Source organism: Rothia sp. HMSC065D02, assembly GCF_001815285.1.
GTDB classification, from domain to species: Bacteria; Actinomycetota; Actinomycetes; order Actinomycetales; family Micrococcaceae; genus Rothia; species Rothia dentocariosa.
The window spans coordinates 22,538-35,805 of sequence record NZ_KV820076.1; the positions used below are offsets into that span (position 1 = coordinate 22,538).

Below are 13,268 nucleotides of genomic sequence, written 5' to 3' on the forward strand. Positions count from 1 at the left end.
GGGGTCGCCATGCAGGGAGTGCTTTGAATGCCATATGGTATATGCGGTAGACTCCCCGCCATCGATATGTTCCAAAAATAGAATATATCTGAAAGGGTGCAGCATGGTTAGAGGCGTTGGGCTGGATGTTTAGAAAAAAGCTCTCAAACCTGCGAAATATCAACTATATTCTGGAATGAGAATATAAAAATCCGGTGGTGATTCTTAGGGGTGTCACCACCGGATTCTTAATAGTAGAGCAGGGTATTCACCGATCTCTCTCCACCGAAGACAGACCGTCTAGGATTGTGATTTACGCTGCTGGAACACGTCCGGAATGCCATCCATATCGGCATCCACGCTCTCCTTTTCCGCCAGTAAACGGTAGTGCTTATTGCGGCGGGAGAGAATCAGAGCACCCAGAATTGCGGCGGTCACTGAACCGAAGAGAATAGCGATTTTGGCGTCTTCACCGTGCGGCGATCCACCGGTGAATGACAGTTCTGCCACCAGAAGCGATACGGTAAAGCCGATACCGCCGGTAACCGCAAGACCTATGACGTCAATCCACTGCACATCCGGGTCTAGGTTGGCGTGCCTGAACCTGGTAACCAGCCAGGTGGTTCCCGTAATACCGATGGTCTTGCCGAAAACTAGGGCGAACATAATACCCAGGGAGACTGAGTCGGTGAGGGCCCGCTTAAGACCGTCAAAACCGCCCATAGCAACACCGGCGCTAAAGAAGGCGAAGACCGGCACGCAGATACCCGTGGAAAGCGGGCGGAAACGATGCTCGAAAACCTCGGCGAGACCCGCATCTGCACCCGCAGCTTCGGTACGTTTATTGAATTTAACCGGAACGCAGAAACCAAGCACCACGCCGGCAATGGTTGCGTGAATACCGGATTCAAGGAAAAGAGCCCACGTGATAAAGCCCAGGGGCAGAAGCAGAATCCACGCTGCGGCGGGCTTGAGGTGCAGCATTTTTTCGCCACGATAGGCGATAAAGGCAAACAGCGAGATAGGGATGATCGCAAGGAGCAGGTATTCGCCGTGGAATGTGCCGGTGTAGAAGATCGCAATAATACAGATAGCGATCAGATCATCAACCACCGCCAGGGTAAGAAGGAAGATGCGCATTGCCGAGGGCAGGAACGTTCCCACGCCCGCCAATACGGCGACCGCGAAGGCAATGTCGGTTGCCGTGGGAATGGCCCAGCCATGTATAGCGGTGGGGCTGCTGAAGTTGATAGCGGTGTAGATGATGGCGGGGGTAATCACGCCGCCGAAGGCTGCTGCGATGGGAACGATCGCGGTTGCCGGTGATTTGAGGTCACCGATAGCGAACTCTTTTTTGAGTTCAAGACCGGTCAGGAAGAAGAATACTGCCAAGAGACCGTCTGCCGCCCAGGTGCCTATCTTCATGTGAAGGTGGTGAAACCCTGGAACTTCGGGACCTATAACGGTATCGCGCACCCCAAAATAAATATCTGCCAGTGGGGTATTGGCAAGAACTACCGCGAGGACGGTCGCCACCAGCAGGATGCTGCCGCCCACGGACTCCGTGCGCAAAATATCTGCAACTCGCTTAGAGTTGCTGTAGGATCCGCGGCTGAAAACTGTATTTTCTGAGTTCGGTGTCTGTGATTGGGTCATATTCTCTGTAGTTATCCTCCGGATAGGAATAATTCTTACTATTCTAACGCTCCTACCTAGGAGATGGTATTTTTTGCTTCTAAAGGTATAAATATACTTAACAAATATATGCCATTTTGGGCATATATTCTATAACGTAAGCGAAATTTCAGGGTCAATATAAATATTCTCGCCCCTGCCGTAATATTGGCTCGGAGCGAGAATATAAAAATTATGCAATTATGAGGTGTGAGGCACCTTAGGACCCTGCAACGGCAGGAGCGGAGCTGTCTTCGCCATGCGACTCATCGAGCTCACGAGCCACATAGTTTTCGATGTCGAAGAGGTTTCCGTTTGCACGCTTCACAATGGTAACGAGAGTTTCCATCGATGCAACTTCCTCAACCTGTTCCTTCAGGAACCAGAGGATGAACTGCTCACCCAGAGCATAGTTTTCGTTGCGCGCTGCGGAGAAAAGAGTCTCGATCTGACCGGTGACTTCCTTTTCCTGCGCTAGGGAAAGATCCACGATTTCCTGAACATCCTTAAAATCATTCTTGACGTTCGGAACTGCGGGAATCTCAACCTTATGGCCGCGATCCAGCTTGTACTGAACCATCATGAGGGCGTGCCCGCGCTCCTCCAAAGACTGGCGGTAGAAGTAACGCGCCAACTGGGGAAGGTCCTCACCATCAAGCCAAATCGCCATTGAAAGGTATTGGTGGGATGCGGCAAACTCGTGACCGATCTGTTCGTTGAGCAGATCGTAGAAGGACTTAGACATAACTTTTCTCTCCTTGAAATTAGGGTGTGTGTTCTATTTGCGTAGGGCACAGTGCAACACTGTCGAACCCATCATAGAGGGCCGAATCAGCACTGTATAGAGAGAAAAGGCTAATCTGGAGGCGTATTTAGGGGTTCCTGAGCTCGGCCTATCACACCACAACAGAACCGTTATGATGTGCTCGCAAGCCCCGGAAAATCCGGGTGTATTCGTTCGTGCAGGTTAGGCGGGGTAACTTCCGCGCCGCAAACTCGACGATGAAATAAGTTTAGAAGGCTTATCGCCCAAGATGCTTTCGCCGATATTAGCTAAAGCACGCACCTGATCTTCCGTGAGGTGGTCGAAAATCTCGTGACGTACCTGTGCTACGTGACCGGGTGCCGCATCCTGAAGCTTCTGCAAACCCTGAGGAAGCAGATGGCAAATGCTGACGCGGCGGTCTTCGGCGCTGAGTGACCGGGACACGTACCCGTCTTTCTCCAGTCTGGCGACCACGCGCGAAAGACGCGCTGGCAGAGTGTTTGTGACCAGTGCCAGCTGCGTCATTGTTAACTCGTGATCCTCTGACTCTGAGAGTCCAACAAGTACCATGTACTCGACATAGCTCAAATCGGCATCCTGCTGAAGCTGATTATCGAGCTGCCGTGTGAGGTTGAAGATGATCGAGCTGATAAACAGCCATCCCTCACGTTCTTCTTCATTTAGCCATTTGGGCTCCGCCTTCTCTGGAAGATCGCCAGAGACGGTGGTTGCTTGTTTGGGCATGAGTGTTCCTCCTCGCACCTCCAGCTTTTAAACTGAGCGCATATATAAGGTGTGTAAAGTTCATTGTACTTGTTAAGACAGCAAACCCTCAGATATTGCTCAAAACTTGGTATGTCTTTCCTTAAAGTACACACTGACGGCACAAATTTGTCCGAAATACGTTACACCATTGTCGGCGTGTCTTCGACAATTTGCCCGGGAAATAGCGCTTCCCGAATGAAATCATTGTAATGATTACCTGTAAAAAATACTTGATAATTCAAGGTTTTACACGTAAAGAAGGTAAAATTTTGAGGCTACTTAGGTAGTACTCGCCAGGAATATTACAAAATGATTAAAAAAATTTGGGAAAAAATACCATTTGGGTTTGCACATGATAAATAAGCGTGTACACTGGTATGCATAACGGGGTCGAAAAAGAAGCCCGCGGGGCGAGACCGGAAGCTCAAACCGACAGGGTTCGACTCTCTATTTATCGGTGATTGTCGTCGGTGTGCAGGTAACCTGCATTTCTACCGGCGGTTGTGCGGTGCGGGTACTGTTCGTGGTTGGGCGGTTCCCGCGCCGTTCTTTTTAAGAATACCCTACGTACCCCGTCAACACTAGCAAGAATGCCTTATAGGTGGGCAAGTGCACATCAAAAAGATTATGCGGTGTCTACCTCTCTAATCCCCCGATATTTCGGGGGTTTTCTATTAATTTTTCCCCAATGGTCACGGTCTTTCATGCCTTTCTGCACGGCGTGGTGCATGGTGGGCCGTGCGAGATCGCACGCAGTACGCCAGATCCATACCTTAACTACCCCGGCAGAGCAGGATGCGCCCGGCGTGTCGCGTTCCTGCGCATTCTGACATTCACAGGCGTGCATGACCTCTCTCGATACGTGGAACGACAGGGGCAGGCAGTGTAAGCGTGCTCTGGGAGATGCGGCTGATATGACCCCCAATGAACTCTTCCCAGGGCTTTATCCACAGTACTTTTCCACACTGTGGAGAACTTACACGACTGTTATTAGGGAATCTGGATCACACACGCATTAAGCCCACTGTGTCTTAGAACGCGCCCGTTAATCCGTGCAAATACGCGAAAATAACTCTGCTATGAAAATCTTCGGTGGACGCATCCAGAATTTTGAGGCTGTCGAGACAAGTTTTAAACAGATACTTTCCACACCTGTGGAAAACTTTGTGAACAATTTCCACCGGTCATTATCCACAGAATAGGTTGTGCATTATGCACACACTAAATTCTGCTTGTGAAAACTATATGCGGTACTAGCGTGTGAGTTTTTATGGGCGAAAAGACGCTAAAACACAGCGAACACGGTAAAAATTACACGTAACATAACGACACTAATTTTCGGCTTTTGGCGTCATAAATCGTCGCTATCTATGCGCGACAGAGAATATCATTATGGGTTATCCACAAAGTTTATCCACAGCGTGGATAACTTACATACCTGTTATTTGCGGGTCTGAACCCCGCAAAAATCCGGCAGATATCCCGAAATTGTGATGAATTTGAAATAAAATCCACGGGTTTATCCACCCCTGTGGAAAACTTTCTCCACCCTATGCACAGCATCCCCGCACAACGCCCAGAACCCACTGAACTCGCAGGCAAACGCTGGTACCCTTGTAACGACGCCATCTTCTGAATGAAAGGGCATACACTATGGCTGAAAAGTACACTCTTCCCGAGCTCCCCTACGACTACGCGGCGCTCGAACCCCACATCTCCGCAAAGATCATGGAGCTGCACCACGATAAGCACCACGCAGCCTATGTTGCAGGCGCAAACGCAGCCCTAGAGCAGCTTGCCGAGGCACGCGAGAACGGCTCCTACGGCAACGTTTCCAAGCTGTCCAAGGATCTTGCCTTCAACCTGGGTGGTCACACCAACCACTCCATCTTCTGGAAGAACCTTTCCCCCGAGGGCGGCGACAAGCCCACCGGTGAGCTTGCAGCGGCTATCGACGAGTTCTTCGGTTCCTTCGACAAGTTCCGTGAGCACTTCACCAACGTTGCTCTCACCATTCAGGGCTCCGGCTGGGCTATTCTCGCCTGGGACACCGTGGGCAAGCGCCTCATCATTGAGCAGCTGTACGACCAGCAGGGCAACATCTCGGTTGCACTGATTCCCGTTCTGCAGCTCGATATGTGGGAGCACGCCTTCTACCTGGACTACCAGAACGTGAAGGGCGACTACGTCAAGGCATTCTGGAACATCGTGAACTGGGCAGACGTCGCTGAGCGCTTCGCACGCGCAGTTTCGCAGACCAAGGGTCTGGTGCTTCCCGAGTAGTCCTCAAGGATATTAACGATGCGCTCGCGCTCAGGGCGTATCGTATACGGGCGGGTGCCCGGTGCCTCTTCTAACGAAGGCGCCGGGCACTTGTTTTATCTGCGGCTAACTGCGAGTTACATGTTGTAACTCTGAGAGTGACAATACGGACGTCTGACTGGGTTGAAAGTTACAAATCTGGTGATTTTGGGTGACAAAATGTAACTTTCAGACGGGTTTTTGTCACTTTGGCATGAAAAACGCGAGTGAAGGTGACAAAAATGTAACTCTCGATGGCAATTGTGTAACTTTCACCGAGGAGTCAAACAGGTTCCCTTTGAATTTTGCGGACTTCCGAAGGGGCACACATACTCGTGGCATGCTCTCGAAAGCGTAAAAGCGGGAGCGGGTAAAACTGGGACGGGCCGATGCTCGCTAGGCCGCGCCGAGTTCTTGGGCGAGAAGCGCCATTTTGCGACCGCGATCCCAACGGTAATCCCCGATCACCCCGCTCTCACGAATCACTCGGTGGCAGGGAATAATCATGGCAACCGGATTGTGCCCCACAGCGGTTCCCACGGCACGGGCGGCACCGGGGCGGCCAATACTCTCAGCCACAGACCCATAACTTTGCACGGCACCCTGCGGAATATTCAAAAGCGCACGCCACACCTGCACCTGAAACGGCGTACCCTTCAAATGCAGGGCGATGCGCTCCCCGCCTCCACCGAAAATACTTAACGCCTGCTCGTGAAAAGGATGCTCGCCCTCATGCAGCTGCGCATTCGGGTATTCGGCGCGCAGGTTCGTGAGAGCCGCATCCGGGTTATCGGCGAATGCCATATGACATATGCCTTTATCCGTTGCGGCGATCAGCACCATGCCGAAAGGGGACGCGGCGTAACGCCAGACGATGCGCAGGTTCGCCCCGCCGTTCTTGTACTCGCCGGGGGTCATGCCCTCAATGGTGACGAACGCGTCGTGCAGGCGCCCCGTGCCGCTGAACCCGCTCGACCAGGCCGCATCGAGCGTGTTCTGCTGCCCAGCGAGCGCCGCCTTCGCCTGTTCAAGGCTGATATGCTGCAGCATTTTCTTGGGGCTCACCCCCGCCCACTGCTGGAACTGACGCTGCAGGTATTCGGGGCTCACATGAACCGCCTGGGATACCTGCGCGAGCGTGGGCTGATCTGCGGCGTGGTCATACAGGTACTCGATAGCGGCGGCTATGCGCCCGAACTGGACGGTCTGCTCGATCGGGTCTGTGCTCACTGCGGAACGGTCTGTGATGCTCAAAGATTCTCCTAGTTCAAGGTCTTAACACTAGAGAATACGGATGTTCCGGGCGGAAAACGACCCGATTCTTGACCTTGTGCGCGGGAGGCGTAGAAGCGGGAATATTCTCATCGCTCCGGAATAAGAAACTTCTCCCGGATTTGTGGGGTTGGATGAAGTGGCCGATTAGTCACCCTGTCTGTGAAGCGAAAAGCCGGGCGAAATGTGAGTTGCGCGCCATTAGTTCGGTGTAGGTTCCCGATTCGACGATTGCGCCCGCATCCATCACGTAAATACTGTCGGCATGGCGGAGGGTCCAGGCGCGGTGCGAGACCAGAATCGTCATGTGTCCCGCCGCAATCTCGCGCAGAGAGGCGAAAATATCTTCCTCCGTTTCGGCATCAATCGCGCTGGTGGGTTCGTCCAGAACCCACAGGTCGGTATTGCGCAGAATCAGGCGAGCCAATGCGAGCCGCTGCCATTGCCCACCCGATAGACCAACTCCGCCCCACTGTTCACCCAGTTGAGTGTCTAAACCGGCAGGCAGAGTCTGCACGAACTCGGCGGCGCGGGCCTTTTCGAGTGCGTCCCACAGCTGCTCATCAGTTGCGGAGCGCCCGGAAATCCCCATGAGGAGATTCTGCCGAACCGTCAGCTCGTAGCGTCCAAAATCCTGGGTGAGAATAGTCGCCAGCCGGTGCCGTTCGGCGGAATCGAGAGTATCCACCGGGGTGTTGTCGAAAAGAACACGTCCCTCGTGAGCGGCAAGCATGCCCAGAATCCCATGTATTAGCGTGGTCTTGCCCGCACCGTTTGCCCCCACGAGCGCGATTGTTTGACCGCGCTCAATCTCGAAGGATACCCCGCGCACCGCGGGTTTTTCAGCGTTGGGGTAGGTGATGGATAGGTTCTCGATGCGCACGCGGCTAAGCGGTGCATCAAGAGTGGCGGCCACCTTGCGAGACGGGTTTTCGGAGCCTTCCAGAAACTCTCGATACCGTGTAATTCCGTTAGCCCCAGCACCGAGCGAGCTCATATCGTGACTCGCTGCAGTCAGCGACATCATGGCGGAAAGCGCGCCCACTATCGCACCAGAGATGATACCCGCGCTCGCCCCGGAGGACACCAGAAAACCTAGCGCACCCACCAGGAATACCGCGCACATTACCCCCGATATTACCTGCAAACGCAGGGCATATGCGGTAAGTTTCACCTCTTCGTCAGCGGCCAACCCGCGTTGCCGGTTAGCCCGTGCCGCAAAGAACCAGCCTGCTTTCAGGGTCGAAAGTTCTTCGGCGGTATTCGGGTAGGCTATCTGGTTGGTAGCGTACCAGGCCCGGTGGTTATGCGCATAAATGCTATCCCAGGCATGCTCGTTGCGCTGTGTGTACAGCCCCGCTACGAACGCCACCGGAATCAGGCAGAGCAGAAGGCATGCCGCCGCCGCAGAACTGACGCGAGCCACCATGACGCAGAGCGAACCCACCATAAGAAACGTGAAGAGAAGTACTCCGGTGCTGGTTACTTGGGTGTGCAGGTGACCGTTGGCGACCGCATCCTGGGCGGCACGCGAGCGCTGCGAAAATGAGCCGCGCGAAATCTGCTCGGGGGTAAGGGAGGCGAGCCTGCGGGCAATCGCCCGGATACCTGTTTGCGCCATACCCGCCCGCAGCGACATATCCAGCGAATTAGACACCTGCTGCAGGGCAAGGTTACCCGCCAGCACGCCCCCGGTTACGCCCGCCCACATGAGTGCAGTGTGCGCATCCCCGGCGCTGAGCGAGTCGGTGATTGCGGCTATGAGGAACATCTGCGCGCTGGGCAGAAACGAGAGCACTGTGAGAAGGGTGAACGAGCTGAGTACAAGAATAGGATGCGCCCGCAGCGCATACCGCAGGGCCCAGAGAGTTTGTCTAATCGTTTTTAACACGATGGTGTTCCTTCTTTCGTGAACCCGGTGTCGTCTGTGGATCCGGCACCGTCAGCAACTGACAAGTTCGACGGCGTGTGTTCCGGCGCATCCTCTATCTGTGAGGCGAAAATTTCGGCGAACCGCCCGCCAGCGCCTAATAGTTCGGCGTAGGTTCCCGATTCGACGATGGTTCCGTGATCCACCACATGAATGACGTCCGCGTGTTTGAGAGTCCAGGCTCGATGTGAGACCAGAATTGTCATGTGATCCGCCGCAACTTTGCGCAGGGTAGCGAAAATCTGCTCTTCGGCGGGGGCATCAATAGCACTGGTTGGTTCGTCTAGAATCCATAGGGCGGTATCACGCAGGATCAGGCGCGCCAGCGCGAGCCGCTGCCACTGCCCGCCCGATAGCCCGATGCCGCCCCACTGTTCACCCAGTTGAGTGTCTAAACCGGCAGGCAGGGCCCGTACGAACTCGGCGGCGCGGGCTTTGCTGAGCGCGTCCCAGAGATGCTGATCGTTTGGCGGTTCCTGGCCCTGCGCGTGAGTGCCCAACAGTAGGTTTTCCCGCACGGTCAGCTCGTACCGCCCGTAGTCCTGGCTGAGCAGGGTGGTGTGCTTAAAAACCTGTTGCACGCTTAGCGACTCGGTTGGATCATCGCCGAAGAGCACGCTGCCCGCGGTGGTGGGAGTCAGCCCGAGAAGTCCGCGCACCAGCGTAGTTTTCCCCGCGCCGCTGGCACCGACCAAGGCCACCATCTGCCCGCGTTTTATATGCAGGTTCACGTGGTGCAGCGTTGGTGCATCCGCCCCGGGATAGGTGATGCTCAGACTGCGTACAGTGAGTTCGCGCGGAGAATCACCGGTTGCGGGCGGATTATGATGCGTTGTCTCTGAAGCAAGCACGTAGCGTGGATTATCCGCAAACGCGCGGTACTGAGCGATCGACATTGCCCCGTTCGAGACCTGCCCGAAGGCGTAGCCAACATCCTGCGTGGCCGCGATACAGGTGAGCGTGCCCACCAGCGCACCGGCAATCTCGCCCGCGCTCGCCCCGGAGCTAATCAGGCAGTAGAGCGCACCCATCAGCAACACCGAGCAGATGAGCCCGGCGAACCCCACCACTATGCCGCGCACCGCCTCCAGATTGTATTCCCGCCCGGTGGCACGATCTCGTGCCCGCGCCACACCATCGGCGAAGAAACCACCGGCCTCCAGGGTCGCGATCTCGCGGGCTGTGCTGGGGTGGGTGAGCGCATCCAGAAAATATGCCTCTTCACGGCGGTCCTCATAAACCTGCCCGTAGATGCGGTAGTCACGCTTTGCCAGCAGAACCATCGCGGCAGAGAGCGGAACCATGCACCCCGCCACGAAGAACGCAGCCGGAAGGCTCGTGCCTGCAATTGTCGCGCACAGCAGCAGAACCATCGCCACGGCGGCACAGAGAGTCACCACGGAATTTGCCTGCGTGGGAATCTCCTGCTTCGTAAGAGATTCACGGGCTGCACGAAGATGCTTCTGCATCTCGGGTTCACTCATCACCTCAGGATTCACCCGCGCCAGGGTGGTATTGAGTTTCTGATGCGCGGCAGCATTCACGCGCGCCTTCGTCATGGTGAAGAGCGACATGCTCGCCCGCTGCACCAGAAGGTACGCCGCCACGAGGGCACCGATTACCGCGACCCACGTAAGTGATGCTGCAGTATCGCCAGAAGCCACCGAACCCACCGCAGCATTCACCAGCACCACCTGAGCGCTCGGCATGAACGTGAGAAGCAGGGTCGTACAAACCGCGGCAAGGAAGGGAATGGGCGCCGTGTGAAGGGTTATACGGAATGCCCACGGGATGGAACGAAGAATGTTTATCATGACATTTCCCCAAGGGTTTTCACCGAAAGGCTGAGCGTGCGGTCGATGCGGATACGCTCACAAAAATCCTCATCGTGGCTAACGATGATCAGCGCGCCGGTATAAGCATCAAGCGCCTGCACCAGCCAATCCACCGACGAAATATCTAGGTTATTCGTGGGCTCATCCAACAGAAGAAGCTGCGGCACCGGGTCGGTGAGTAGAACCGTCGCCAGCGCGGCGCGAAAACGTTCGCCTCCAGAAAGGTTCCCAATATGCTGATGCACGCTCTCGCGCCTGAACAGCAGCCGCGCCAGTTGATCGCGAAGATGCTGTTCGCTCGCCCCTGGGTTCGCCCGCTGCACGGTTTCAAGGAGGGTGCGTTCAGGATCAAGCGTGATGCGCTGCGGCAGATACGCGGCGTTGCCCAGGCGGTAGAGTACCCGGTAAGCGGGCGGCACGGGGGAGCGGTAGCCGAGATCATTCGTATGCGCTATCGCGTTGAGAAGCACGGTCTTGCCGCTGCCGTTTGCTCCCATGATACGCAAATGCTCGGGCCCGGTCAGGATAAAAGCCTCGGGAAACTCTTGGCTGCGGGACGAATAATCAACCTCATAAGGTTGTGTTTCACGTGAAACGGTATTTTGGGTGTGTGCATTCTTAAATTCGGCACTCTGTTGCGCAGACGCGTAAGGGTCTTTCCCCGCCCGCCGTAATTCCAGCACTTTCCGCCCTGCTGGGAGTGCATCCTGAGCGAGTTCCAGGTAGATACGCTCCTGCACGCGCAGGTTCTCTTGGGCTTCTTCATAGATAGACTGTGTCTTGGAAAGGTCTGAGCTACGGGTTCCGCGTAGCTTGTTTGCTGCTTGGCGCGAGGCATCTTTAGCAAGAGCTCGAATCGTATCTGGTTGGTCGTCTTTCCAAACATGGGAGGTATTGCGTGATATAACTTCATGGGCACGAATCCATTCTTTCTTAGCCTTACGCATCTCATTTTTCGCCTCGTTCACGCGGCGATGCGCGGCGCTCTGCTCGGCCTTTCGCGCCGCTCGGTAGGTGTCGTAGTTGCCCTCATATGTGTGCAGATGCGCCCGTCCCTCACGGTCGGCGTGCAGCTCGGCGATTGCATTCATGCGTGCGAGCAGATCGCGATCATGGCTGATGATCAGCGCCGGGCAGGTGAGGGTTTCAAGAGTCGCGAAAAGCCGCTTCTTCGCGGCGGAATCCAGGTTATTCGTGGGCTCATCCAACAGAATAAATTCGGGGTTCGAGCGCAGAAGCGCGGTGAGCGCGGCAGTGACCGTCTGACCGCCCGAAAAGGTGGTAAGGGGGCGCATCAGAAGGTCGCGAATGGCGTGCGGGTCGGCGGCATCCGTGGTGCGCGCAGGACTAAAACCGTACTCGGCAAGGACTGCGAGGGTGCGCTCTTCAACATCCCAGGCGTCGCCAATGGTGTCATAAAGGCTGGGGGAGTAGTCGCCCGATTCCAGGGCATCAAGCGCTCGCAGAATTTTTGTAATTCCAAAAATATCGGCAAGATGCTGATGCTCGCTCAACCCCAAATCTTGCGGCAGATACGCTATGCGCGGTGGGGCGCCGATTGTGCCGTGACTAGGCTTTATCTCGCCAAGAATAAGCCTGAAGAGGGTAGTTTTCCCGGTGCCGTTATCGCCAATAAGCCCGGTGAGCGGGGCGGAAAATACGGCGGAGAGGTCGGTGAAAAGCGGGGGTTCACCCGGATGCGCATACGAAATATGGTCGAGTGTAATGTGTGGCATGGGCCGAGTTCCTTCGGGTCGGTGCTCGGATCCCCGCCATCGCAGCGCGCGTTAGGCGTGAGGGCATGAAAAAACCCGAGCACGGTGTGTAGATACACGTAAGCCCGGGTAGTGGGGTGAGCGTGTAAAAGCGCTCTGACCTGGTGTTTTGATCCGGGCTATGCTCGGGAGCCGTTCATGTGCGGGTGCCTCCTCGTGTGCCGATGCGCTTCCGTGCGCCTCGGTGGAATAGATAGGGACAATCCGGAATGTGACCCGGATAACCTCTAGTGTAGGGAGTGGCGATAGCGCCTGTCAATCATGGGGCGTATTAATCTTTCGGCTTGCGCGCCACTATCGCCAGGTGGTCGCGGTGCCGCCCAGCGCGGCGGGTGTGAACTTCTTCCACCGTAAACCCAGCCTTCTCGCACAGTGCGGAAAACTCTGGGACGCTCACATAATAGGCGGTTGTCACGGCGTGCGCGAAGGGCAACCCGTGGTCGCCCAGAAACATCCCCAGAAGAAGGCTTCCTCCCGGAATCAACAGCCGATAGAACTCAGTGAGTGTGCCGGTAAGGTGAGCTGGAGGCGTGTGAATGAGCGAATACCAGGCGAGAACTCCCGCAAAAGACCCGTCAGTATAGGGCGTGTGTGCCATATCCATGACCTCGAAGCTAAGGTTTGGGGCGCTAGAGGCGGCGCGGGCATGGGCAATAAATTCGGGGGTTACATCTATGCCGGTGACGGATCGGTCTGCGGAGGCGAGCAGGCATGCCCAATGCCCGGGGCCGCATCCGGCATCAAGAATACTGCCTGGCACGGATGCGCCCCACGACTTGATTAGGGCAATATCAGTCGGTTCCATCTGATCGAGCGACCCCAGCGCCTCACAATATTCCGCCGCCCGCGCCCCATACCTGCTGCTGACTGTCATTGTTTCCTCACGTGGTGTTTATTGTGCAACGCGATAGGTCGTGTTCCGGTTTCTTCGGTCGCCTTCACGCACAACAAGGGAGAGGACAAAAACGGGA

9 protein-coding genes are annotated in these 13,268 nt (G+C 55.6%); 1 reads left to right on the top strand and 8 read right to left on the bottom strand.

Annotation, left to right across the window (positions count from 1 at the left end; all coding sequences use genetic code 11):
- Positions 1–279: 279 nt before the first annotated feature.
- The 3 genes from nhaA to HMPREF3016_RS02580 form a co-directional block, all read right to left on the bottom strand.
- A complete protein-coding gene (nhaA, locus tag HMPREF3016_RS02570; protein WP_070739930.1) occupies positions 280–1,635 on the bottom strand; it encodes a Na+/H+ antiporter NhaA in 1,356 nt (451 codons plus the stop codon).
- A 238-nt stretch (positions 1,636–1,873) separates the two neighbouring features.
- Entirely contained in the window at positions 1,874–2,398 is a 525-nt protein-coding gene (locus HMPREF3016_RS02575) for a ferritin (RefSeq protein ID WP_070739934.1), read from the bottom strand.
- Positions 2,399–2,620: 222 nt separating this feature from the next.
- Positions 2,621–3,163 carry a MarR family winged helix-turn-helix transcriptional regulator gene (locus tag HMPREF3016_RS02580; RefSeq protein ID WP_004006328.1) on the bottom strand — a complete coding sequence of 181 codons (543 nt, stop codon included), beginning with the start codon at positions 3,161–3,163 and terminating at the stop codon, positions 2,621–2,623.
- Positions 3,164–4,837: 1,674 nt separating this feature from the next.
- Here HMPREF3016_RS02580 and HMPREF3016_RS02585 point away from each other — a divergent pair.
- A complete protein-coding gene (locus HMPREF3016_RS02585; RefSeq protein WP_004006329.1) occupies positions 4,838–5,467 on the top strand; it encodes a superoxide dismutase in 630 nt (209 codons plus the stop codon).
- A gap of 414 nt (positions 5,468–5,881) precedes the next feature.
- Here the strand turns inward: HMPREF3016_RS02585 and HMPREF3016_RS11440 are convergent, their stop codons facing one another.
- From HMPREF3016_RS11440 to HMPREF3016_RS02610, 5 genes are all read right to left on the bottom strand, one after another.
- Positions 5,882–6,739 (bottom strand): bifunctional transcriptional activator/DNA repair enzyme AdaA, encoded by an 858-nt coding sequence (locus HMPREF3016_RS11440; RefSeq protein WP_070739935.1) that lies wholly within the window; start codon positions 6,737–6,739, stop codon positions 5,882–5,884.
- A 169-nt stretch (positions 6,740–6,908) separates the two neighbouring features.
- On the bottom strand, positions 6,909–8,648 hold the full coding sequence (locus tag HMPREF3016_RS02595) for an ABC transporter ATP-binding protein (RefSeq protein WP_070739938.1): 1,740 nt from the start codon (positions 8,646–8,648) through the stop codon (positions 6,909–6,911).
- Entirely contained in the window at positions 8,642–10,501 is a 1,860-nt protein-coding gene (locus tag HMPREF3016_RS02600) for an ABC transporter ATP-binding protein (protein WP_070739941.1), read from the bottom strand. The genes HMPREF3016_RS02595 and HMPREF3016_RS02600 overlap by 7 nt, the downstream gene beginning before the upstream one ends.
- Entirely contained in the window at positions 10,498–12,258 is a 1,761-nt protein-coding gene (locus tag HMPREF3016_RS02605; RefSeq protein ID WP_070739944.1) for an ABC-F family ATP-binding cassette domain-containing protein, read from the bottom strand. The genes HMPREF3016_RS02600 and HMPREF3016_RS02605 overlap by 4 nt, the downstream gene beginning before the upstream one ends.
- A 310-nt stretch (positions 12,259–12,568) precedes the next feature.
- Entirely contained in the window at positions 12,569–13,171 is a 603-nt protein-coding gene (locus HMPREF3016_RS02610) for a class I SAM-dependent methyltransferase (RefSeq protein ID WP_070739946.1), read from the bottom strand.
- Positions 13,172–13,268 lie beyond the last annotated feature (97 nt).

Bases quoted from the DNA above. Each gene is read 5' to 3' on its own strand.
- HMPREF3016_RS02610 (WP_070739946.1), bottom strand. From the start codon at position 13,171: ATGACAGTCAGCAGCAGGTATGGGGCGCGGGCGGCGGAATATTGTGAG.
- HMPREF3016_RS02580 (WP_004006328.1), bottom strand. From the start codon at position 3,163: ATGCCCAAACAAGCAACCACCGTCTCTGGCGATCTTCCAGAGAAGGCG.
- HMPREF3016_RS02600 (WP_070739941.1), bottom strand. From the start codon at position 10,501: ATGATAAACATTCTTCGTTCCATCCCGTGGGCATTCCGTATAACCCTT.
- nhaA (WP_070739930.1), bottom strand. From the start codon at position 1,635: ATGACCCAATCACAGACACCGAACTCAGAAAATACAGTTTTCAGCCGC.
- HMPREF3016_RS02585 (WP_004006329.1), top strand. From the start codon at position 4,838: ATGGCTGAAAAGTACACTCTTCCCGAGCTCCCCTACGACTACGCGGCG.
- HMPREF3016_RS02575 (WP_070739934.1), bottom strand. From the start codon at position 2,398: ATGTCTAAGTCCTTCTACGATCTGCTCAACGAACAGATCGGTCACGAG.
- HMPREF3016_RS02605 (WP_070739944.1), bottom strand. From the start codon at position 12,258: ATGCCACACATTACACTCGACCATATTTCGTATGCGCATCCGGGTGAA.